The sequence below is a fragment of the Methylobacterium terrae genome, from assembly GCF_003173755.1.
In the GTDB taxonomy this organism is placed as follows: domain Bacteria; phylum Pseudomonadota; class Alphaproteobacteria; order Rhizobiales; family Beijerinckiaceae; genus Methylobacterium; species Methylobacterium terrae.
In genome coordinates this window covers 1139761-1160939 of record NZ_CP029553.1, presented here as the reverse complement: position 1 = coordinate 1160939, position 21179 = coordinate 1139761, and the positions used below count along the sequence as shown (strand labels likewise).

Annotated in this window: 17 protein-coding genes; 10 read left to right on the top strand and 7 right to left on the bottom strand. The window is 70.7% G+C overall.

Going from position 1 to position 21179, the window contains the following annotated elements; all coding sequences use genetic code 11:
* Positions 1-3 precede the first annotated feature (3 nt).
* Complete coding sequence (locus tag DK419_RS05200; protein WP_109958149.1) at positions 4-747, bottom strand: M48 family metallopeptidase; 744 nt, start codon at positions 745-747, stop codon at positions 4-6.
* Positions 748-900: 153 nt separating this feature from the next.
* Positions 901-2172 carry a polyhydroxyalkanoate depolymerase gene (locus DK419_RS05195; protein WP_109958148.1) on the bottom strand — a complete coding sequence of 424 codons (1272 nt, stop codon included), beginning with the start codon at positions 2170-2172 and terminating at the stop codon, positions 901-903.
* A gap of 314 nt (positions 2173-2486) precedes the next feature.
* Between DK419_RS05195 and DK419_RS05190 the strand changes: the two genes are divergently transcribed.
* The gene (locus DK419_RS05190; protein ID WP_109958147.1) at positions 2487-3863 is read left to right on the top strand and encodes an ActS/PrrB/RegB family redox-sensitive histidine kinase; all 1377 of its coding nucleotides are present in this window, start codon (positions 2487-2489) and stop codon (positions 3861-3863) included.
* A 42-nt stretch (positions 3864-3905) separates the two neighbouring features.
* Positions 3906-4505, top strand: a complete 600-nt coding sequence (locus tag DK419_RS05185; protein ID WP_109958146.1) for an ActR/PrrA/RegA family redox response regulator transcription factor — start codon at positions 3906-3908, stop codon at positions 4503-4505.
* 144 nt (positions 4506-4649) lie between these two features.
* Here the strand turns inward: DK419_RS05185 and DK419_RS28525 are convergent, their stop codons facing one another.
* Both DK419_RS28525 and DK419_RS05180 read right to left on the bottom strand, forming a co-directional pair.
* Entirely contained in the window at positions 4650-4913 is a 264-nt protein-coding gene (locus DK419_RS28525; protein ID WP_162561152.1) for a hypothetical protein, read from the bottom strand.
* Between the two features lie 753 nt (positions 4914-5666).
* Positions 5667-7265, bottom strand: a complete 1599-nt coding sequence (locus tag DK419_RS05180; protein ID WP_109958145.1) for a gamma-glutamyltransferase family protein — start codon at positions 7263-7265, stop codon at positions 5667-5669.
* A gap of 219 nt (positions 7266-7484) precedes the next feature.
* On the opposite strand from DK419_RS05180, the gene DK419_RS05175 reads away from it, so the two are divergent.
* Genes DK419_RS05175 through DK419_RS05165 form a run of 3 tightly spaced genes read left to right on the top strand, consistent with a single transcriptional unit; the run spans position 7485 to position 9755 of the window.
* Positions 7485-7664 carry a hypothetical protein gene (locus DK419_RS05175; RefSeq protein WP_167450858.1) on the top strand — a complete coding sequence of 60 codons (180 nt, stop codon included), beginning with the start codon at positions 7485-7487 and terminating at the stop codon, positions 7662-7664.
* A 10-nt stretch (positions 7665-7674) separates the two neighbouring features.
* The gene (locus tag DK419_RS05170; protein ID WP_109958143.1) at positions 7675-9246 is read left to right on the top strand and encodes an OpgD/OpgG family glucan biosynthesis protein; all 1572 of its coding nucleotides are present in this window, start codon (positions 7675-7677) and stop codon (positions 9244-9246) included.
* A 14-nt stretch (positions 9247-9260) separates the two neighbouring features.
* Entirely contained in the window at positions 9261-9755 is a 495-nt protein-coding gene (locus DK419_RS05165) for a GrpB family protein (protein ID WP_109962135.1), read from the top strand.
* A gap of 344 nt (positions 9756-10099) precedes the next feature.
* Here the strand turns inward: DK419_RS05165 and DK419_RS05160 are convergent, their stop codons facing one another.
* Entirely contained in the window at positions 10100-12631 is a 2532-nt protein-coding gene (locus DK419_RS05160) for a glycogen/starch/alpha-glucan phosphorylase (protein ID WP_425352633.1), read from the bottom strand.
* 661 nt (positions 12632-13292) lie between these two features.
* Here DK419_RS05160 and DK419_RS05155 point away from each other — a divergent pair.
* Together DK419_RS05155 and glgA are read left to right on the top strand one after the other, a co-directional pair.
* Positions 13293-14897: an alpha-amylase family glycosyl hydrolase gene (locus tag DK419_RS05155; protein ID WP_109962134.1), complete on the top strand. Its 1605-nt coding sequence runs from the start codon at positions 13293-13295 to the stop codon at positions 14895-14897.
* Positions 14898-15253: 356 nt separating this feature from the next.
* Entirely contained in the window at positions 15254-16669 is a 1416-nt protein-coding gene (gene glgA, locus DK419_RS05150) for a glycogen synthase GlgA (RefSeq protein ID WP_245442989.1), read from the top strand.
* Positions 16670-16748: 79 nt separating this feature from the next.
* On the opposite strand, the gene DK419_RS05145 is transcribed toward glgA, so the two are convergent.
* Positions 16749-17882, bottom strand: coding sequence for an ABC transporter substrate-binding protein (locus DK419_RS05145; RefSeq protein WP_109958140.1), 1134 nt, complete (start codon positions 17880-17882; stop codon positions 16749-16751).
* An 89-nt stretch (positions 17883-17971) separates the two neighbouring features.
* Positions 17972-18478: an Lrp/AsnC family transcriptional regulator gene (locus DK419_RS05140; RefSeq protein ID WP_109958139.1), complete on the bottom strand. Its 507-nt coding sequence runs from the start codon at positions 18476-18478 to the stop codon at positions 17972-17974.
* Positions 18479-18623: 145 nt separating this feature from the next.
* Between DK419_RS05140 and DK419_RS05135 the strand changes: the two genes are divergently transcribed.
* From DK419_RS05135 to DK419_RS05125, 3 genes are read left to right on the top strand one after another with little or no spacing between them, the layout of a single operon-like run.
* Positions 18624-18932 carry a hypothetical protein gene (locus DK419_RS05135; protein ID WP_109958138.1) on the top strand — a complete coding sequence of 103 codons (309 nt, stop codon included), beginning with the start codon at positions 18624-18626 and terminating at the stop codon, positions 18930-18932.
* Positions 18914-20161 carry a 3-methyl-2-oxobutanoate dehydrogenase (2-methylpropanoyl-transferring) subunit alpha gene (locus DK419_RS05130; protein ID WP_109958137.1) on the top strand — a complete coding sequence of 416 codons (1248 nt, stop codon included), beginning with the start codon at positions 18914-18916 and terminating at the stop codon, positions 20159-20161. Before DK419_RS05135 ends, DK419_RS05130 begins: the two co-directional genes overlap by 19 nt.
* A gap of 1 nt (position 20162) precedes the next feature.
* Complete coding sequence (locus DK419_RS05125; RefSeq protein WP_109958136.1) at positions 20163-21176, top strand: alpha-ketoacid dehydrogenase subunit beta; 1014 nt, start codon at positions 20163-20165, stop codon at positions 21174-21176.
* Positions 21177-21179 lie beyond the last annotated feature (3 nt).

Genomic DNA, 21179 nt, shown 5'->3' with positions numbered 1-21179 from the left:
CGCTCAGCCGTAGCGGTGCAGCTCGGTGCCGTGCCGCTTCAGCCAGGCCTCGGGCTCCTCGTAATCCGGGTAGAGCCCGGCGACGACGCGCCAGAACCGGTCCGAGTGGTTCATCTCAGAGAGGTGCGCGACCTCGTGCGCGGCGAGGTAGTCGAGCACGGAGGGCGGCGCCATGATCAGGCGCCAGGAGAAGTTGAGCTGCCCGGCCGCCGAGCACGAGCCCCACCGGCTGCGGGTGTCGCGCACGGTCAGGCGCTTCGGATTCCGCCCGATCGCGCCGGCGTGGCGGGCGACCGCCGCCGTCAGGTCGCGGCGCGCCTCGGCTTCCAGGAAGTCGCGCACCCGGCGCGCCACGTGGGGCAGCCCGCAGGAGACCGCGATCACCGGCGCGCCGTCCGGCGCCGTGGTGGCGGTCGTCGGGCCGGACGTGGTCGACCAGTGCAGGATGCGGTGCGGCACGCCGCGCAGGGGCACGACCGCGCCCGGCACGAAGGCGACGCGCTCGGGCAGCTTCGCCACGCGCGCGGCGATCCAGGCGCCGTGCGAATCGGCGAAACGCTGGGCGGCGGCGAGGTCGGTGCGCTCGGGCAGGGTCAGGACGATCTCGCCGGTGGCGCTCGAGACCCGCAGGGTGATGCGCCGGGCGGCGGACCGGCGGCGCACGGCGACCGGATAGCAGGTGCCGGCGTGGATGACGGTGACGTGGGTGGGTTCGGGCGCCGACCGGCGCAGGAGCGCGACTCGCATGCCGCCTTTGTAGCCGGGAGGGACCGGGCGTGTCAGCGCCCCCGTTCGTCGCGCGGCGGCGAGGAGGCTCGCGAGCCAGGCGCGCAGTGTGTTGACCGGCGACACGCGTCGCTCAGGGGCCGGCGCCGCCGGGGCGGCGCCGGATGGGACGGCTCAGGACGCCTCGCGCAGGTCGGCGAGGACTTGCGTGCCCTGCATCTCGTGCATGAAGGCCGAGATGCGCGGCGCGATGTGGGCGCGGAAGCGCGAGCCGTTGAAGACGCCGTAATGGCCGACGCCCTTCTGCAGGTGGTAGAGCTTGCGCTCCGCCGCCAGGTTGGTCGTCAGGTCGAGGGCCGCGAGGGTCTGGCCGACGCCCGAGATGTCGTCCTTCTCGCCCTCGACCGCCATGATGGCGCAGTGGCGGATCGCCGTCGGGTCGACGCGCTCGCCGCGGTGGCGCATCTCGCCCTTCGGCAGCGAGTGCTCGACGAAGACGGTGTTGACGGTCTGGAGGTAGAACTCCGCCGTCAGGTCCATCACCGACAGGTACTCGTCGTAGAACTCGCGGTGCTTCTCGGCCGAGTCGCCGTCGTGGCGCACGAGGTGCTTGAACATGTCCCAATGGGCCGTCAGGTGACGGTCGAGGTTCATGCCCATGAAGCCGGAGAGCTGGAAGAAGCCCGGATAGACCTCGCGCCAGGTGCCCGGATAGCCCGGCGGCACCACGGTGATGCAGTTGCGCTTGAACCACTCCGAGCCGCGCTCGGCGGCGAGGCAGTTCACGGCGGTGGGCGAGCGGCGGGTGTCGATCGGGCCGCCCATCAGGGTCATCGAGGTCGGCACGCCGGGCAGGCCGTCGGCCTCCATCCGGGCGACCGCGGCGAAGACCGGCACCGAGGGCTGGCACACCGCGATCACGTGCAGGTCCGGGCCGAAGGCCTGGAACATCTCGATCAGGTAGTCAATGTAGGTGTCGAGGTCGAAGCGGCCGGCCTCGAGCGGCACCATGCGGGCGTCGATCCAGTCGGTGATCATCACCTCGTGGGCCGGCAGCAGCGCCTCGACCGTGCCGCGCAGCAGCGTGGCGTAGTGGCCCGACATCGGCGCCACCACGAGCACCTTTGGCTGCGCCTGGGCCGGCGGGCGCTTCAGCGCGCGATCGAACTTGATCACCTGGCAGAACGGCTTCGACCACACGATCCGCTCGGTGACCTCGGCGGTCATGCCCTCCACGACCGTCGTGGGCAGGCCGAAGGCCGGCTTGCCGTAGCGTCGCGTGGTTCGCTCGAACATCTCGCACGCCGCCGTCACGGTCCGGCCATAGGGCGTGTAGGTCATCGGGTTGACGGGATTTTTGAACACGAGCTGCGTGGCGTCGGCGGCCGCCCGGGCGGGCGTCAACATCCAGTGCGCTGCTTCATACCAGAAATACGAGAGATCCATGACGCCACCGTCCACGATTGACCCAGCGGCGCGCGCATCCGCCGCCGAGAGACGCCTGACTCGATAGGGAGTCAGACAATAGAGTATCGGTATTCAAGGGCAACATCTACGGAAAACCAAGCTGTCAAAAGGTGGAACTGTGCCCTTTTTACCGCAACCCCCACGAGCATGCCGGCTTTTCGGAAAACCGGACCCGAAGGCGGGAGGACCGCCTCGAGCCGGTGCCGGCACGGACAGGGAGAACGCACCGGATAGCGGAGGGTTTCCGCCCCCCCGCCCTGGGCGGCGGGCTCCTCCGCACTATCGTCTCGGCCATGTTCGACACCTCGCCGACCGATCTGGTGCGCGACGCGCGCCACCTGCGCCTCGAGACCCTGGTGCGGCTGCGCTGGCTCGCCGTGGCCGGCCAGGGGGCCGCGGTGGCCGGCGCCCATCTCGGGCTCGGCCTGCCCCTGCCCTTCGGCTGGTGCTTCCTCGTCATCGCGGCCTCGTCCTGGCTCAACCTCACGCTTCGCATCCGCTACCCGGCGAGCCACCGGCTCAGCGACGACGCCGCGGCGCTGCTGCTGGCCTTCGACATCATCCAGCTCGCCGCCCTGCTCTTCCTCACCGGAGGCTTGCAGAACCCGTTCGCGCTCCTGTTCCTCGCCCCCGTCCTGATCTCCGCCACCGCCCTCCCCCCGGCCCGCACCCTGGCGCTCGGCCTCCTGGCGGTGGGCCTCTCGACGCTGCTCGCCCTCGTCTACCGGCCGCTGCCGTGGTTCTCCGGGGAGACGCTCGAACTGCCGTTCCTGTACGTCTCGGGCGTCTGGACCGCGATCCTGCTCGGAACAGCTTTCACGGGCGTTTACGCCTGGCGCGTCGCCGAGGAGGCGCGCCAGCTCGCCCAGGCGCTGGCCGCCACCGAGCTGGTGCTCGCCCGCGAGCAGCACCTGTCGCAGCTCGACGGGCTGGCGGCGGCGGCCGCCCACGAGCTCGGCACCCCGCTCGCCACCATCACGGTGGTGGCCAAGGAGCTCGACCGGCAGCTCGGGCCCGCGGCGAGCCCGAGCGTCGCGGAGGATCTGGCGCTGCTGCGCGACCAGGTCGAGCGCTGCCGCGGGATCCTGTCCAAGCTCACCTCGCTCGACGCCGACCAGGGCGGCTTCATCGAGACCATCTCCTTGAGCCACCTCGTCGAGGAGCTGGTGGCGCCCCAGCGCGCGCTCGGCATCGTGCTCGACGTGACGACCAAGGGGGACGGGCCGGAGCCGGCCTGCCGGCGCAATCCCGGGGTGATGTTCGGGCTCGGCAACATCGTCGACAACGCGGTCGACTTCGCGGAGAGCTGCGTGGCGATCGAGGCGCGCTGGAGCGCGGAGCGGGTCTCGCTCGAGATCCGCGACGACGGCCCGGGCTTCGCCCCGGACGTGCTGCTGCGGGTGGGCGAGCCCTATGTCAGCACCCGCAGCGCCGCCAAGGCCGGGGCGGCTGGGGGGACGGGGCTGGGCCTCGGGCTGTTCATCGCCAAGACGTTGATCGAGCGCTCCGGCGCGCAGCTCGTCCTCGCCAACGCGGTCGATCCCTCGACCGGCGCGGTGGTGCGGATCGCCTGGCCGCGTCACGTTTTCGAGAGGGAGGCGAAAGGCCGGCGAAACCCGGGCACGGCGGGGGCCGCACCCCTGACGCAGGGCCGCGACGTTCCTATATAACGCTCTGAACTTGCTGATTGAAAGCTGGAGGAGCGTCGTTTGATGACGCAGTACGGAACACTCAGCCCGGAGGCCTCGGCCGGCACCATCCCGGAGGGCGACGCCCTCCTCAACCACGCCGACCGCAGCCTGCTGATCGTGGACGACGACAAGCCGTTCTCGACCCGGCTGGCCCGGGCCATGGAGGCGCGCGGCTACCGGGTGCACGTGGCGGAGAGCGTGGCCGAGGGCGTCTCGGCGGTCGAGGCGCAGCCGCCCGCCTTCGCGGTGATCGACATGCGGCTCGCCGACGGCAACGGCCTCGACGTGATCGCCCGCCTCAAGGAGCGCCGGCCCGAGGCCCGCGGCGTCATCCTGACCGGCTACGGCAACATCGCGACCGCGGTGACCGCGGTGAAGCTCGGCGCCTTCGACTACCTGGCGAAGCCCGCCGACGCCGACGAGATCCACGGCACCCTGATGGCCGAGCCGGGCGAGCGGGCCGACCCGCCCGAGAACCCGATGTCGGCCGACCGGGTGCGCTGGGAGCACATCCAGCGGGTCTACGAGCTGTGCGGCCGCAACGTCTCCGAGACGGCGCGCCGGCTCAACATGCACCGGCGCACGCTGCAGCGCATCCTCGCCAAGCGCGCCCCGCGCTGAGACGGGAGCGATGAAGGGCGCGCGAAGAGCCCGGCACCGGGAGGTGCCGGGCTCTTCGCGTCTCGGGACGCCTGCGGGGCAGCGGATCCGGTCGCTCCGGCGGGAACCGGAGCCGGTCGATGCGTGCGCCTCCGCCCGTGACGCTCAACGTCCTCTGAAACCAGCCCCATTGTTGTTCTTGATCCATGTCCCGGTATTCTCACCGATGAGGCTTCCACCCCGCACGCTTCCCGGCTGCGCCGCGATACCGCCCTGGTTGGCGAAGGCACCGCCGTTCTTGACGGCGAAGGCGCTGCCGGTGCTCGGCAGCGGGGTCCTGGGTGCGACGACGCGAGTCTGCGCCTGTGTGTCGGACGAGCCGAACAGCGCGGCGCCGGCGAACGCGCCAGCGATCAGCAGTTTCATCATGATTGATCACCTCCATAGTCGATATCAATGGATGTCTTCGAAATGTCGTGCCAAGCATGCCGGCCTCGCCAGAACGATTCCGGCATCTCGATGTGATGACTAATACCTGTAGCTCGGACCGATGATCCTCGCTCTTTCCCTCTCTTGCGCGAGGGCGTTCAAGCGATCTTGCCCGGCGGGCTTGTATGTGCCTGTAGGCTGGACCTGCGGGACCTTCGCGCCCCCGCCCGGCAAGGCACCGGGAGTGCCGAAGCGCGGTCCTTGCTGAGGCAGCGTGGGCCGCTGGGGTGCGAGCGTCCCTTGTGCCTTCGCCGTGGCGACGGGAATCGTCAACGCACCACATACCAGTACCGAGAAGATCCTGATCCTGCTCATCGACCGCCTCCCTTCGTGGAGAACGGCGCCTCCAATCCAGTGGAGAGCGTTGGCCGTCGGACTGACGGCGGCGTCGCGACTGGCCTTGTCTGCACCACGAGGTAACTTTGACTTCAGGTGTGGCTGCGGGCCATCCTCACAAGTGAGGAACGACCCGAAAGCATCGCGCAATATTCTGGCAAGGCGCAGCCGCTACGGCCCGATTGCCGGCACCCTCACCGCCCCGCGGTCGTGACGGCCGATGCGACGGCCAGCTCCGACGAGACAGGCTCTCGCGGCGCACGTCCGGCCACGCGCTGCACGACATCGCTTCGCCCTCGTCCCGCGTCGGATGGGAGATGCGGTGATCCTCGGGCCGGCCCGATCGGACGGGGCGGCCTACACCCCCGCCGCCCCGCCATCCGAGCGCGGATCGTGCGTCGCCTCGACCCGCCCGTTGCCGGGATGGCGCACCAGCAGGCCGGCATGGCCGAGCGAGTCGATGTACGGCCCGCCCAGTTCCTCGACCTCGTGCCCCATCCGCGCGAGCGCCGCGATGCAGGAGGACTCGAACCGGTCCTCGACCTTCACGGTCATCGATTCGGCGCCCCAGGTGCGGCCGAACAGGAAGCGCGGTGCGTCGACCGCCTCGGCGACGCCCATCCCGTACTGGGCGTAGCGGGTGAAGAGCTGGGCCTGGAATTGCGGCTGCCCGTCGCCGCCCATGCTGCCGTAGGACAGCACCCGCCCGTCGGCGAGGACCGCGAGCGCCGGGTTGAGGGTGTGGAACGGCCGCCGCCCCGGCTCCAGCGGGTTGACCGCGCTCGGATCGAGGGAGAAGGCGACCCCGCGATTCTGCCAGGTGAGGCCGGTGCGCGGCAGGACGAGGCCGGAGCCGAACTCCCAGTAGACCGACTGGATGTAGGACACCGCGACGCCGTTGCCGTCGATCGCCCCCATCCACACCGTGTCGCCGTCGCCGACCGGGCGCACGGGGGTGGGCGACGCGCGGTCCATCCGGATCGCCGCGGCCTCCGCCTCCAGGCGCTCCGGCGCCAGGAAGGTCGCGGGGTCGTGGCGCAGGCGGTCGAAATCGGTGACGACCGCGTCGCGGATCCGGAAGGCGCGCTTCGTCGCCTCGATCAGCCCGTGGTAGTGGGCCGCCGTCTCGGGGCGGATGGTGCCCAGGCGCTCGTAGAGGCCGAGGATCACGAGCGCCGCGAGGCCCTGGCTCGGCGGCGGGCAATTGTAGACCGTGGCGCCCGACAGCTTCAGCGAGAGCGGCGCCCGCGACACCGCCCGGTAGCGCTCGATGTCGGCGCGGGTGACCGGGCTCCCGGCCCGCTCGAGGTCGGCGGCGACCTCGCGGCCGACATCGCCGCGGTAGAAGTCGTCGAGCCCGGCATGGCCGAGCTGCTCCAGGGTGGCGGCGAGCACCGGCAGCCTGCGCAGGGTCCCGGCCTTCGGCGGCTTGCCGTCGACGAGATACGTCTCGCGAAAACCCGGCTGGTCGTGGAGCGTGTCGAGCTCCTTCGGCACGTAGCGCGCCTCGGAGGCCGACACCGCGACGCCCTCGCGGGCGTGCCGGACCGCGTCGGAGAGGATGAGGTCGAGGGGCAGGCGCCCGCCGAGGTCGCGGGCGATCCCGTGGGCCAGCGCCCAGCCGCCGACCGCGCCCGCCACCGTGAGCGCCGCGTCCGGCCCGCGCTCGGGGATCGCGTCGTAGCCCTTGTCGCGGTAGCGCCGGATGGTGGCGAGGCTGCCGGCCGGCCCGCAGGCCTCGATCGCCCGCACGACGCCGTTCGGGCCGCGCACCAGCCAGAAGCCGTCGCCGCCGAGGCCGTTCATGTGCGGATAGACCACCGCAATGGTCGCCGCCATGGCGAGCATCGCCTCGAGCGCGTTGCCGCCCTCGTCGAGGATCGCCCGGCCGGCCTCGGCCGCGAGGTGGTGGGGAGCCGCGCAAGCCGCGCGGGAGAAGACGGGGGTCTCGGGCATCGGGGCGCTTGGACGACTCTGGGCTTAGGACGAGGTGACGAAACGGCGGGGCGGGGGTCCGCGCGGTTGCGCCGGCCCCGCGGTTCAGGCTAGTGCCCGCAACCATGAAACGATAGGCGCTTCGCACGCCCGTCGCCCCGCCACACTCGACAAGGGTCAGGCCGCGTGCCCGCATCAGGTTCCCTCAAGCCCCGCAGCCTCGTCACCATCCTCAGCATCATGGTGCTGGTCGGCGTCGAGGTGTTCGCGGTGGCGATCGCGGCGGGCTGGGCGCTCGCCGGCATCTTCGAGCTCGGCGACATGGTCGGCCACGTGCTGATGGTGCTGTTCAGCCTCCTCGCCCTCTCCATCATGATCCAGCTCTGGCGTCGGGCCACCAGCATCGAGCCGATCCGCTGAGGGCGCAGGGATGATCGACCGCCGCACGCTGCTCGCCGGCGCCGCGCTCCTGCTCGGCTCCGGCCCCCAGGGGTTGAGCCAGGCGTTGAGCGCCGAGCTGCCCCTCGGCCAGCCCGAGGCCTTCAGCTTCGACGCCCTCAAGGCGCGGGCGCGGGACCTCGCCGCCCGGCCCTATGCGGCGCCGGCGGTGCCCGACCGCGACGTCTTGCAGGCGATCGACTACGACGCCCACGGCAAGCTGAAGTACAAGCCCGACCACGCGCTCTGGGCCGAGGGCCCGAGCGCCTTTCCGGTCACGTTCTTTCACCTCGGCCGCTACTTCCAGAAGCCGGTGCGGATGCACGTGGTCGAGGGGGCCCAGGCGCGCGAGATCATCTACGACCCGGCCGCCTTCGAGATGCCGGCGGATTCGCCGGCACGGCGCCTTCCGCCCAATCCGGGCTTCGCCGGCTTCCGCTTCCAGGAGCGCCGCGGCGGCCCCCTCGACTGGCGCCGCAACGACTGGGTCGCTTTTCTCGGCGCCTCGTATTTCCGCGCGATCGGCGAGCTCTACCAGTACGGCCTGTCGGCGCGGGGGCTCGCCCTCGATACCGTGATGCCGGACCGGCCGGAGGAGTTCCCGGACTTCACCCACGTCTGGTTCGAGACCCCGGCGCCTGATTCCGACACCGTCACGGTCCTGACGCTCCTCGACGGCCCCTCGGCCGCCGGCGCCTACCGCTTCAGGATGCGCCGCACCCGTTCGGTGGTGATGGACATCGAGGCGAGCCTGCACCTGCGCAAGGATGTCGGCCGCTTCGGCCTGGCGCCGCTCACCTCGATGTACTGGTTCTCCGAGACCGCCAAGCCCACCGCCGTGGACTGGCGCCCGGAGGTGCACGATTCGGACGGCCTGGCGCTCTGGACCGGCACCGGCGAGCGGATCTGGCGGCCCCTGCGCAACCCGCCCCGCACCATGGTCTCGGCCTTCTCCGACGAGCGCCCGCGCGGCTTCGGGCTGATGCAGCGCGACCGCCTGTTCGACCACTACCAGGACGGCGTCTATTACGACCGCCGGCCCTCGCTCTGGGTCGAGCCCCTGGGTGATTGGGGCAAGGGCAGCGTCCAGCTGGTCGAGAACGCCACCGACGACGAGATCCACGACAACGTGGTGGCGATGTGGGTGCCCCGTGAGCCCGCCCGCGCCGGGTCCTCGCACGATCTCGCCTACCGCCTGCACTGGGTCGCGGACGAGCCCTATCCGAGCAACCTCGCCCGCGTCGTCGCCACCCGCGAGGGCAATGGCGGCCAGGCCGGCACCGACCGGCCGAAGGGTGTGCGCAAGTTCGTGGTCGAGTTCCTGGGCGAGCCGCTCGGCCGCCTGCCGGCGGGGGTGAAGCCGGAGCCGGTGCTCACCGCGTCGCGCGGCACCTTCCCGCTCGCCCGCACCGAGGCGGTGCCGGACGACGTGCCCGGCCATTGGCGGGCCGAGTTCGATCTCGCGGTGGCGGGCGCGGATCCGGTGGAACTGCGGCTGTTCCTGCGGCGTGGGGACGAGACGCTGAGCGAGACCTGGACGTACCAGTATATTCCGGCGGCGTGAGCGGGGCCGGCGCCATGCCGCTCACGAGCGCCCTCGTCTCGTATGATCCGCGATGGCCGCAGATGTATGCGGACGAGGCGGCGCGCCTCGCTGCGGTGTTCGCGGACAGGCTTATCGCCCTTCACCACGTCGGGAGCACGGCTGTGCCCGGCCTCGTCGCCAAGCCGGAGATCGATATCCTCGCCGAGGTCGGTGAAGGCGCCGACACCCAGCAATGGGATTCGCCGCTCGCGGATCTGGGCTATCGGCGCGGCGGTGATCTGTCTCCCGATCACCTCTTCTTCAAGCGGGACGTGAACGGCGTGCGAACGCACAAGCTGCACGTCTGCACCGCGCATCATCCCGACGCCCAGAAGGTGCTTGCGTTTCGCAACCTGCTGCGGGCTGATCCCGCCGCACGTGAGCGTTACGGCGCGTTCAAGCAGAAGATCGCCACGGACGAGAGCCTGGACATGAAGCGGTATCTATCGCTGAAGGAGCCGTTCATCGCGGCCATGCAGCGACGCTAGCTTCAGATGAATTCCGCTTGATCCGCTCTGAAACCAACAAAGCGCGGGATCCCCTCTCCCGTGTGGGAGAGCGGTAGGGGTGAGGGTGCTATGGCTCTGAGTCTGGATCAGGTCGGTACGCTGCCAGCACGACGATCAGACCTTTACACGGAAGCGTGTCACCCTCACCCCCGACCCCTCTCCCACACGGGAGAGGGGAGAATCGCCCTACCTACACTTACCAGATCAAATATAAGTCGTGACATACGTCGCCAGCAACAAGCAGGTTCGTATATCTGCACATAGAAGACAACCCCGCGGCTCGCACCGCGGGGTTTCTCTTTTCGTCAGAGGATCAGGCCGCTTCAGCCCACCCGCACCCGCCAGATCTCCTCGGCGTATTCCCGCATCGTCCGGTCCGACGAGAACCACGCGGTGCGCGCCGTGTTGAGGATCGCCGAGCGCCACCAGGTCTTCGGCCGGCGCCAGGCGGCGTCGACCGCGCGCTGGGCGCGCCAGTAATCGTCGAAATCGGCGGTGAGCAGGAAGCGGTCGCCGTGGGTGAGCTCGTCGACCAGCGGGCGGAACCGGCCCGGCTCGCCGGGCGAGAACCCGCCAGCAGAGATCATGTCGAGGGCACCGCGCAGCCGGGGCGAGGCCGCGATGGCGCGCGCGGCGTAGCCCGGCTGGGACTGGACGCGCTGGACGCCCGCCGCGTCGAGGCCGAAGATGAAGATGTTGTCGGGACCGACATGGTCCTTGATCTCGATGTTGGCGCCGTCGAGCGTGCCGATGGTGAGCGCGCCGTTGAGAGCGAGCTTCATGTTGCCGGTGCCCGAGGCCTCGAGACCGGCGGTCGAGATCTGCTCCGACAGGTCGGCGGCCGGGATGATCGCCTCGGCCAGGCTCACCGAGTAGTTCGGCACGAAGGCGACCGTCAGGCGCCCCGCCACGTCCGGATCGGCGTTGACGCGCTTGGCGACGTCGCTGGCGAGCCGGATGATGAGCTTGGCCTGGTGGTAGCTCGGCGCCGCCTTGCCGGCGAAGAGCTTGACCCGGGGCGTCCAGTCGCGGTGCGGCTCGGCCTTGATCGCCTGGTAGAGCGCCACCGTCTCCAGGATGTTGAGGAGCTGGCGCTTGTACTCGTGGATGCGCTTGATCTGGACGTCGAACAAGGCCTCCGGATCGAGCGTGATGCCGGTGCGGTCCTCGACGACGCGGGCGAGCGCCTCCTTGCGCTCGCGGCGCACCGCCGCGTAGCGCGCCTGGAAGCCGGCATCGTCGGCGAGCGCCGCCAGCCCCTCGAGGTGGCGCGGATCGTCGAGCACCCTCTCGCCGACCGCCTCGACGGCGAGCCGGGTCAGGCCCGGATTGGCGTTGTGGAGCCAGCGCCGGAAGGTGATGCCGTTGGTCTTGTTGACGATCTTGTCGGTGTCGAGGGCGTGGAGCGGCGCGAACACCGTCTGGCGCATCAGCTCGGTGTGGAGCGCCGAGACGCCGTTGACCCGCCGGGCGCCCAGGAAGGCGAGATGGCCCATCCGGACCCGCTTGCCGTGGCTCTCGTCGATCAGCGAGACCTCGGCGAGCTGCTCGACCGAGGCGCCGTGCTTCGACACTTCTTCCAGGTGCATCCAGTTGATCAGGTAGATGATCTGCATGTGGCGCGGCAGCAGCCGCTCCATCAGCTCCACCGGCCAGGTCTCCAGGGCCTCCGGCATCAGGGTGTGGTTGGTGTAGCCGAGCGTCTGGGTGGTGACGTGCCAGGCATCCTCCCAGGCCATGCCATGCACGTCGACGAGGAGCCGCATCAGCTCCGGCACGGCGATGGCCGGGTGGGTGTCGTTGAGCTGGATCGCCGCGTGGTCCGGCAGCGAGCGCAGGTCGCCGCGCTCGGCGACGTGGCGGCGCACCAGGTCCTGCAGCGAGGCGGAGGTGAAGAAGAATTCCTGGCGCAGGCGCAGCTCCTGGCCGGCCGGCGTGCCGTCGCTGGGATAGAGCACCCGCGAGATCGCCTCGGCCCGGGCGCGCTCGGCGACCGCCCCGACATGGTCGCCAGCATTGAAGCGGGCGAGGTCGATCGCCTCGGGCGCGCGGGCGGCCCAGAGGCGCAGCGCGTTGACGTGCTTGGCGCCGCGGCCGATCACCGGGGTGTCGTAGGGCACGGCGCGCACGGTCTCGGCCGGGCGCCAGACGCGGCGCAGGGTCCCGTCCGGCTGGACGCTCATCGCGACGTCGCCGCCGAAGCCGACCTCGCAGGCGGCCTCCGCCCGCTCGAACTCCCAGGGGTTGCCCTCGGAGAGCCAGGTCTCCGGCACCTCGCGCTGCACGCCGTCCTCGATCACCTGCCGGAACAGGCCGTGATCGTAGCGGATGCCGTAGCCGTAGGCGGGAATCGCGAGGCTCGCCATGCTCTCCATGAAGCAGGCGGCCAGCCGCCCGAGGCCGCCATTGCCGAGCGCCGCGTCGGGCTCGGCGCCCGCCACCGCGTCGAGGTCGACGTTCAGCCCGGCCAGGGCCTCGCGCACGGTCTCGGCGACGCCGAGATTGCCCATCGCGTCGGAGAGCAGGCGGCCGATCAGGAATTCGAGGGAGAGGTAGTGCACGCGCTTCACCGGCACGGTGCCGGCGGTGATCGCGGCGGCGGCCACGGCGCGGTCGCGGAGCGCCAGCGCGGTCGCCGCGAACCAGTCGCGGTCGCGGGCGGTCGCGGGCGTCTTGCCCAAGCCGTAGGCGAGCCTGGCCAGGATCGCGGCGCGCATCACCGCGACCTCGTCGCCCGCGGGGGCGGCGGGCGCCGCCTGCGGCATCCAGGAGCGCGGCGCCTCGGCATCGCGCGGAGCCGCGTCCTGCCGATTCTCTTCACGCTGGCGACCGGACAGAATAAGTTCGTTCAGCACTTGGGAACCCCCTTCGCTACCGCAGGTCTCGTGATGCTGCAGCGCGATCTACCGTCGCGTGCTGTGCAGCAAACCTTCGGCCACGGCAGCATCGTGTGGCTGTGGAACGGCGATGTCGAGACGCCACGACAAGCTTGAGCACGCGATTGACGGCGTGTTGCTGTGCCGACACGTCTCACGGAAACGAGACTTGATTTTGGCGAAGCCGCCTGAAGCGAGTGTGAACGCGCGTCACGCCGCCCGCATGCCGGACCTTAGAGTTAGAAGATGCCCTTGGGGAAGGACCCACCGTCAGAGCAGGGTTGCACCTTCGGTCTAACCTCGCGCGGTCCAGCCTCGCGGACGCGGTGAGCGGCCCGTCCGGCGGATCGGTCCCGCAGCGACGGCCCTGCCCGGGCGCGCCGGCGGTGTCATCATGGTGTCGCGGCCGCCGGTGATGCAGGCGCGCCACGCTCGGAGCCTCGCGCACGCGGGCGCGGGAACCGGACGCAACGGCGCGTCTTCCACGCACTGCACCGCCGCTGACCTCCATGTAGCGACGGCCGCCCGCCCGCTCAACCCCAGTGCCCAATTCCATCGCGCCCAACGAAGCGCTCGCCGGGAGCCCAGCATGACCGAGGACGCGAAGTCTGCCACCTCTCCCGCATCGCCGGCGCGATTGCTGGCGGGCGAGCTGTGGTGGAAGGCCGGCGTCGTCTACCAGGTCTATCCGCGCTCGTTCCAGGACACGAACGGCGACGGCGTCGGCGACCTGAGGGGCGTGACCGCGCGACTCGACTACCTCGCCTGGCTCGGGGTCGATGCCCTGTGGCTGTCGCCGGTCTGCCGCTCGCCGATGGCCGATTACGGCTACGACGTCTCGGATTACTGCGACATCGACCCGCTCTTCGGCACGCTCGCCGATTTCGACGCCCTGGTGGCCGAGGCGCATCGGCGCCGCCTGCGCGTCATCATGGACTTCGTGCCGAACCACACCTCGCAGGAGCATCCGTGGTTCCGCGAGGCCCGCGCCTCGTGCGACAACCCGAAGCGCGACTGGTACATCTGGCGCGACCCCGCCCCGGACGGCGGACCGCCGAACAACTGGATCAGCAATTTTGGCGGCCCGGCCTGGACGCTCGATCCGGCGACCGGGCAGTACTACTACCACGCCTTCCTGCGCGAGCAGCCGGACCTGAACTGGCGCAACCCGCAGGTGCGCGCCGCGATGATGGACGTGCTGCGCTTCTGGCTCGACCGCGGCGTCGACGGGTTCCGGGTCGACGTGATCTGGCACCTGATGAAGGACGAGTTCCTCCGCGACAACCCGGCGAACCCGGATTACGTGCCGGGCGAGCCGGAGATCAACACCCTGGTCCAGCTCCATTCCGCCGACCAGCCCGAGGTGATGGAGGTCATCGCCGGGATGCGGGCGGTGCTGGAGGAGTACGACGCCCGGGTGCTGATCGGCGAGATCTACCTGCCGCTGGAGCGGCTGGTGGCGTATTACGGGGTCGAGCTGTCGGGCGCGCACCTGCCGTTCAACTTCCAGCTGATCCAGACGCCGTGGAACGCGCGAGCCGTGGCGGAGCTGGTCGCCGAGTACGAGGCGGCCCTGCCCCCGGGCGGCTGGCCGAACTGGGTCCTCGGCAACCACGACCAGCCGCGCATCGCCGCGCGGGTCGGCGAGGCGCAGGCGCGCGTGGCCGCCGTGCTGCTCCTCACCCTGCGGGGCACGCCGACGCTCTATTACGGCGACGAGATCGGCTTAGGCCGCGTGCCGATCCCGCCCGAGCGGGTGCGCGACCCCTGGGAGCACAACGAGCCCGGCCGCGGCCGCGACCCGGAGCGCACGCCGATGCAGTGGCAGCCCGGGCCGCATGCCGGCTTCTCGACCGTCGAGCCGTGGCTGCCCCTCGACCCGGAATCCGAGACCCGCAACGTCGAGTGCCTGCGCGACGACTCCGGCTCGATCCTCACCCTGCACCGCCGCCTGATCGCGCTCCGGCGCGAGCACCCGGCGCTCAGCATCGGCGCTTACCGGGTGGTGTCGGTCTCCGGCGACGTCCTGGTCTACGAGCGCCTGCACGGCGACGAGGCGATCCGGGTCGCCCTCAATTTCGGGCACGAGACTTGCCTCATAGAGGCATTGGGCGGACCGCCCTGGGAGGTGCTGCTCTCGAGCGCCGGCGGCCGGCGCGGCGAGAGGCCCCGGGACGGGCACTTCGCACTTGCGGGAGACGAGGCCCTGGTGCTGATCCGGCGCGCGCCGGCGGCGGAGGGGTGAATCGACCTTTACCCGCCTAAGCTCTGCGCCTGACGCGGCACAGCTTTTCGAAACGGCGCAAGATCGTAGATTTTTCTTCCGTTCTACGACTTTCGTCTTGCCGTCCAAAAACCGCGTGATATTGTGCAGTGCACTGGAACCGGAGCGGGAGTGGCGCGTTGACGACGCAGTTCGCCGCGGCATTGCCCGCTCGTAAACCGTCCGGCTCGCGGCGTGGGGGCTCTTTCATGACATTTCCGGCGTCGGCACGGTCGGCTTCGCATGCGCCGGCGGTGTCGTCCGGCGGCTCCCCGCGCGGGACCGTCGAGGCGTTGCGCGGCTCGCTCAAGCCGCGCATCCTCTACGCCACGCCCGAGATGGCGGATTTCGTGAAGACCGGCGGCCTCGGCGAGGTCGCGGCCTCCCTGCCCCGGGCCCTGCGCCAGCACTACGACGTTCGCATCCTCATCCCGGGCTACCGCCAGGTCGTCGAGCGCCACCCCGACATCGCGGTCGTGGCCCAGCTGCCCGGCAACGCCGAGATGCCTCCCTGCGACCTCGGCCTGATCGAGACCGGCGACGGCCTGCCGGTCTACGTCATCCTCTGCGCCGACCTCTACGAGCGCGACGGCTCGCCCTACGGCGACCAGGGCGTCGACTTCTCGGACAACGACCTGCGCTTCGGCCGGCTCAGCCTCGCGGCGGCCGAGCTCGCCGGGGGCGCCGACCCCGAGTGGCGCGCCGACCTCCTCCACCTCAACGACTGGCAGACGGCGCTGGCGCCGGCCTACCTTGCCTGGCGCGGCCAGCGCACGCCGACCGTGCTGACGATCCACAACCTCGCCTATCAGGGCCTGTTCCCGTGGGAGAATCTCGGCCGCCTCGGCGTGCCCGAGAGCGCCTTCCAGATCGACGGCGTCGAGTTCTACGGCAAGCTGTCCTTCCTGAAGGCCGGCCTGTTCTACGCCTCGCACGTCACGACCGTCAGCGAGACCTACGCCCACGAGATCACCACGCCGGAATTCGGCTGCGGCCTCGACGGCCTTCTGCGCACCCGCGCGCATCAGGGCCGGCTCGCCGGCATCCTCAACGGCATCGACGAGAGCTGGGATCCCCGCACCGATCCCCACCTCGCCACCCGTTTCGAGCCCGACGACTGGAAGGGCAAGCGCGCCAATGCGGACGCCGTGCGCACCCGCTTCGGCCTCGGCGTGTCGCGCGGACCGCTCTTCGCCATCGTGTCGCGCCTCGTGCACCAGAAGGGCGTCGACCTGACGCTCGCGGCGGCCGAGTCGATCGTCGCCGAGGGCGGTCAGCTCGTCGTGACCGGCCAGGGCGAGCCTCGCTTCGAGGCCGCCTTCCTCGATCTCGCCCGGCGCCATCCCGGCGCGGTCGGGGTGCGGGTCGGCTTCGAGGAGACCGACGCCCACCGGATGTTCGCCGGCAGCGACTTCCTGCTGATGCCGTCGCGGTTCGAGCCCTGCGGCCTCGCCCAGATGTACGCCCAGCGCTTCGGCTCGCTGCCGATCGCCCACCGCACCGGCGGCCTCGCCGATACCGTCGAGGACGGCGTCACCGGCTTCCTGTTCGGCGAGGCTTCGCTCAAGGGCCTGAGCGGCGCCATCCGCCGCGCCTTCGACACCTTCGCGTCGAAGCGCCGCCTCGGCACGATGCGCCGCAACGCGATGGCGCGGGAGTTCGGCTGGGACAAGGCCGCCGACGGGTACTCCTCGCTCTACACCCGCGTGGTCGGCAACGGCCCCGAGCTGATGCGGGCGCGGGCGGTCGCCTGATCGCCCCCTGATCGTCCGCCTCGTCGGAGCGCCGGCCGAGAGGGCGCGGCGCGCGGGAGGCGGGTCGAACGCAGCGGGTCTACTGCTCGAACTCGACCCGCTTGATGAACGTCACGGCGCCGCGCTCGTTGCGGACCACGTTGTAGCCGTGCAGGCCGTCGCCGTTGCCGTCGAACTTGTACATCCCCTCCGCCCCCTGGATCCCCGTGGTCGCGAGCAGCGCGTCCCGGATCCTGCCCGGCTCGACGCTGCCGGCCTGGTTAATCGCCCGGGCCAGGATCGTCACCGCGTCGTAGGCCCAGGCCGAGAAGAAGTCGGGCGCGGCCTTGTAGGCGGCCTCGTATTTCTGCGCGTAGGCCTTGGCGACCGGGTTGGCGTCGCGGTGGAAGTCGGAGGCCGCGTAGGCGCCCTCCAGAGCCGCGCCGGCGAGCTTCAGCGCCGTGGCGCTCGACGTCGTCGACGACCCGACCCAGTCGATGTTCACCCCGAGCTGGCGCAACTGCCGGGCGAAGATGCCCTGGTCGGTTTCGAACGGGATGTAGGTGCCGAGCACGTCGGCGCCGGACTGCTTCACCGCGAGCGCGACCGCGGTGAAGTCCTGCGAGTTGTTCGGGAAGGCCTGGACCACGACCGGCTCGATCCCCTGCTCCTTCAGGGCGGCGGCGAGGTTGCGCATCCCGCTGGTACCGAAGGTATCGCTCGAATGGACCAGCGCCCATTTGCGCCGGTTGAGCGTCTTCACGCCGAACTCGGCGATGACCCGGGCGGAGTAGCGGTCGTTCGGGCGGAAGCGGAACAGCCACGGGTTGCCGACGGCGGTGAGCTGCGGGTCGGTGCCGCCGATCATCGCGGGTTTCCCCGTCTTCGCCACGTCGGGGGCGATGGCCTGGACCTGGGTGCTGCGCACCGGCGCGATGAAGGCGGGCAGCGTCGGGTCGGCCGCGAGCTTGCTGAAGGCCAGGATGGCGCCCGGATTGGTGCTCTGGTCGTCCTGGATCACGAATTCGAGCGGGCGGCCGAGCACGCCGCCGGCCTTGTTGACCTCCTCGGCGGCGAGCTTCGCCCCCTGGACGAGGTACTTGCCGGATTCCGCCCCCGGCCCGGTGATCGCCGCCGCGACCCCGATCCGCAGGGGATCGGCGGCATGGGCGGGGTTCTGGGCGAGGCCCCATGAGACGAAGACAGCAGAGAGCAGCGTCGCGCGACGGTTCATGGCGTCCTCCCGGTGTTTTGCCGGCAGCTTACCGCGTGGCGGCCGGCGGACAATCGCCGATCTGCCGCGAGGTCGCCGGAGATGCGGGCTCAGGGCTGCCGGGCGATCGCCACCGGATCGACCGAGACCTCCTGCTTGAGGGTGCGCAACGCGAAGACCGAGCGCGACTGGCGGATGCCGCGGAGGCGGTAGAGCTTCTCGCGCAGGAAGCGCTCGTAATGCGCGGTGCCGCTGACCGCGACCTTGATCATGTAATCGTACTCGCCGCTCACCAGATGCGCCTCCAGCACCTCCGGGATGCGCAGGATCTCGGTGCCGAAGGCCTCCAGCACCGAATCGTCGTGCTTGTCGAGGGTGACCTCGACGAAGACCACGTCGGGCAAGCCGAGTGCCCGGTGGTCGAGGACGGCGACGTAGTCGCGGATCAGCCCCGCCTCCTCCAGGCGCCGCATGCGCGTCCAGCACGGCGATTGCGACAGGCCGACCCGCTCGGCCAGGGCCGCGATGGTCAACCGCCCGTCGGCCCGCAGGGCGCCGAGGATCCTTCGGTCGATATCGTCGAGCCGGTGCGGCTCCGCGGCCTTCGGGGCCTGCATGCGTGCAGAACGCCTGTTCGGTGTTTCGCCCTTCGGGGCCATCGCGTGTTCTCCCGCAACCCGCTTTAGCCCGCAAAATCGGCGAGGACCATCCGGCCGGACCGGGCTACAAATGGATCAAACCAAGCGTCGCGGGAGGACGCGCATGGCTCACGCCGAGGGGCATTCCGTCGAGATCCGGGCCCGGATCGCGCACGTCTTCGACGGCGTCACGCGATGGCTCGGCGAGGTCGAGCGCGCCGGCCATCCCGTGCGCACCCTCGCCCTCGACGCCGACAGCACCACTTCCGCCGTCACCCTCTCGATCGTGGTCCCGGACGGCACGGACCTCGCCTTCCTCGCCGCACGCCTCTCGCGCCACCCGGCGGTGGTCGCGGCGCAGGTCGGCACGTCCCCCGCCCGATCGCGATCCCCCTCCCCGCCAGGGCCTCGACCATGCCGCCAGATCCCGTGAGCCTCCCGCACCCCTTGAGCCTTCACGTGCCCGAGCCGGCCGTCCGCCCGGGCGGCAATCCGAGCTTCTCGGATCTCGACATCCCGGAGGCCGGCGCGGTCCGCCGGCCCGAGGTCGACGTCGCGGCGGCCGATATCCGCGACCTCGCCTACACGCTGATCCGGGTGCTCGATGCGGAGGGGCGGGCCGTCGGCCCCTGGGCCGGCTCGCTCACCGACGAGGAGCTGCTCGCGGGCCTGCGCGACATGATGAAGCTGCGCGCCTTCGATGCCCGCATGCTGATGGCCCAGCGCCAGGGCAAGACCTCGTTCTACATGCAGCATCTCGGCGAGGAGGCGGTGAGCACCGCCTTCCGCCGGGCGCTCCAACCCGGCGACATGAACTTCCCGACCTACCGGCAGGCGGGCCTCCTCATCGCCGGCGGCTACCCGCTCGTCGACATGATGTGCCAGATCTACTCGAACGAGAACGATCCGCTGCACGGCCGGCAATTGCCGGTGATGTACTCGTCGAAGGAGCACGGCTTCTTCTCGATCTCCGGCAACCTCGCGACCCAGTACGTCCAGGCGGTCGGCTGGGCGATGGCCTCGGCGATCAAGAACGACACGAAGATCGCCGCCGCCTGGATCGGCGACGGCTCGACCGCCGAATCCGACTTCCACGCCGCCCTCGTCTTCGCCTCGACCTACCGGGCGCCGGTGGTGCTCAACGTCGTCAACAACCAGTGGGCGATCTCGACCTTCCAGGGCTTCGCCCGCGGCGGCTCCTCGACCTTCGCGGCGCGCGGCCACGGCTTCGGGATTCCGGCGCTCCGGGTCGACGGCAACGACTACCTCGCCGTCCACGCGGTGGCGAAATGGGCGACGGAGCGGGCGCGGCGCAACCTCGGGCCGACCATCGTCGAGTACGTCACGTACCGGGCCGGCGCGCACTCGACCTCCGACGACCCCTCCGCCTACCGGCCGAAGACCGAGTTCGACGCCTGGCCCCTCGGCGATCCCGTCGCGCGGCTCAAGAACCACCTCATCGCCCGCGGCGCCTGGTCGGAGGAGCGCCACCGCCAGGGCGAGGCCGAGATCCTCGACGAGGTCGTGGCGGCGCAACGCGAGGCCGAGACCCACGGCACGCTGCATGCCGGCGGCAAGCCGTCGCCGCGCGACATGTTCGAAGGAGTGTTCGCCGAGATGCCCCCCCACCTGCGCCGCCAGCGCCAGCAGGCGGGGTACTGACATGCCGCGCCGCACGATGATCGAGGCCATCCGCGAGGCGATGGCCGTGGCGATGGAGCGCGACGACGACGTGGTCGTGTTCGGGGAGGACGTCGGCTATTTCGGCGGCGTCTTCCGCTGCACGCAAGGACTCCAGGCCCGCTTCGGCAAGAGCCGCTGCTTCGACGCGCCGATCAGCGAGCTCGGCATCGTCGGTGCCGCCGTCGGCATGGCGGCCTACGGCTTGAAGCCCTGCGTCGAGATCCAGTTCGCCGATTACATGTACCCGGCCTACGACCAGATCGTGTCGGAGGCCGCGCGCCTGCGCTACCGCTCGGGCGGCCAGTTCACCGCCCCGATGGTGGTGCGGATGCCGACCGGCGGCGGCATCTTCGGCGGCCAGACCCACAGCCAGAGCCCCGAGGCCCTGTTCACCCACGTGGCGGGCCTGAAGACCGTGGTGCCGTCGAACCCCTACGACGCCAAGGGCCTCTTGATCGCGGCGATCGAGGATCCCGACCCGGTGATCTTCCTCGAGCCCAAGCGCCTCTATAACGGCCCCTTCGACGGCCACCACGACCGGCCGGTGACCCCGTGGGCCCGCCACGACCTCGGCGAGGTGCCGGACGGGCACTACACCGTGCCCCTCGGCAAGGCGGCGATCCGGCGCGAGGGGAGCGCCGTCACGGTGCTGGCCTACGGCACCATCGTGCACGTGGCCGAGGCTGCCGCCGCCGAGACGGGCATCGACGCCGAGATCGTCGACCTGCGCACGCTGCTCCCCCTCGACATGGAGACGATCGAGACCTCGGTGCGCAAGACCGGGCGCTGCGTCATCGCCCACGAGGCGACCCTGACCTCGGGGTTCGGCGCCGAACTCGTGGCCCTCGTGCAGGAGACCTGCTTCTACCACCTGGAGGCGCCGATCGTCCGGGTCGCGGGCTGGGACACGCCCTACCCGCACGCCCAGGAATGGGCCTACTTCCCGGGTCCCGAGCGCGTCGGCCGGGCCCTTCGCGCCGCGCTGGAGGGCTGATCC

What these genes read in the sequence shown, in the direction of transcription:
- DK419_RS05200 (WP_109958149.1), bottom strand. Translation starts at nt 747, where the DNA reads ATGCGAGTCGCGCTCCTGCGCCGGTCGGCGCCCGAACCCACCCACGTC.
- DK419_RS05195 (WP_109958148.1), bottom strand. Translation starts at nt 2,172, where the DNA reads ATGGATCTCTCGTATTTCTGGTATGAAGCAGCGCACTGGATGTTGACG.
- DK419_RS05190 (WP_109958147.1), top strand. Translation starts at nt 2,487, where the DNA reads ATGTTCGACACCTCGCCGACCGATCTGGTGCGCGACGCGCGCCACCTG.
- DK419_RS05185 (WP_109958146.1), top strand. Translation starts at nt 3,906, where the DNA reads ATGACGCAGTACGGAACACTCAGCCCGGAGGCCTCGGCCGGCACCATC.
- DK419_RS28525 (WP_162561152.1), bottom strand. Translation starts at nt 4,913, where the DNA reads ATGATGAAACTGCTGATCGCTGGCGCGTTCGCCGGCGCCGCGCTGTTC.
- DK419_RS05180 (WP_109958145.1), bottom strand. Translation starts at nt 7,265, where the DNA reads ATGCCCGAGACCCCCGTCTTCTCCCGCGCGGCTTGCGCGGCTCCCCAC.
- DK419_RS05175 (WP_167450858.1), top strand. Translation starts at nt 7,485, where the DNA reads ATGGTGCTGGTCGGCGTCGAGGTGTTCGCGGTGGCGATCGCGGCGGGC.
- DK419_RS05170 (WP_109958143.1), top strand. Translation starts at nt 7,675, where the DNA reads ATGATCGACCGCCGCACGCTGCTCGCCGGCGCCGCGCTCCTGCTCGGC.
- DK419_RS05165 (WP_109962135.1), top strand. Translation starts at nt 9,261, where the DNA reads ATGCCGCTCACGAGCGCCCTCGTCTCGTATGATCCGCGATGGCCGCAG.
- glgA (WP_245442989.1), top strand. Translation starts at nt 15,254, where the DNA reads ATGGCGGATTTCGTGAAGACCGGCGGCCTCGGCGAGGTCGCGGCCTCC.
- DK419_RS05145 (WP_109958140.1), bottom strand. Translation starts at nt 17,882, where the DNA reads ATGAACCGTCGCGCGACGCTGCTCTCTGCTGTCTTCGTCTCATGGGGC.
- DK419_RS05140 (WP_109958139.1), bottom strand. Translation starts at nt 18,478, where the DNA reads ATGCAGGCCCCGAAGGCCGCGGAGCCGCACCGGCTCGACGATATCGAC.
- DK419_RS05135 (WP_109958138.1), top strand. Translation starts at nt 18,624, where the DNA reads ATGGCTCACGCCGAGGGGCATTCCGTCGAGATCCGGGCCCGGATCGCG.
- DK419_RS05130 (WP_109958137.1), top strand. Translation starts at nt 18,914, where the DNA reads ATGCCGCCAGATCCCGTGAGCCTCCCGCACCCCTTGAGCCTTCACGTG.
- DK419_RS05125 (WP_109958136.1), top strand. Translation starts at nt 20,163, where the DNA reads ATGCCGCGCCGCACGATGATCGAGGCCATCCGCGAGGCGATGGCCGTG.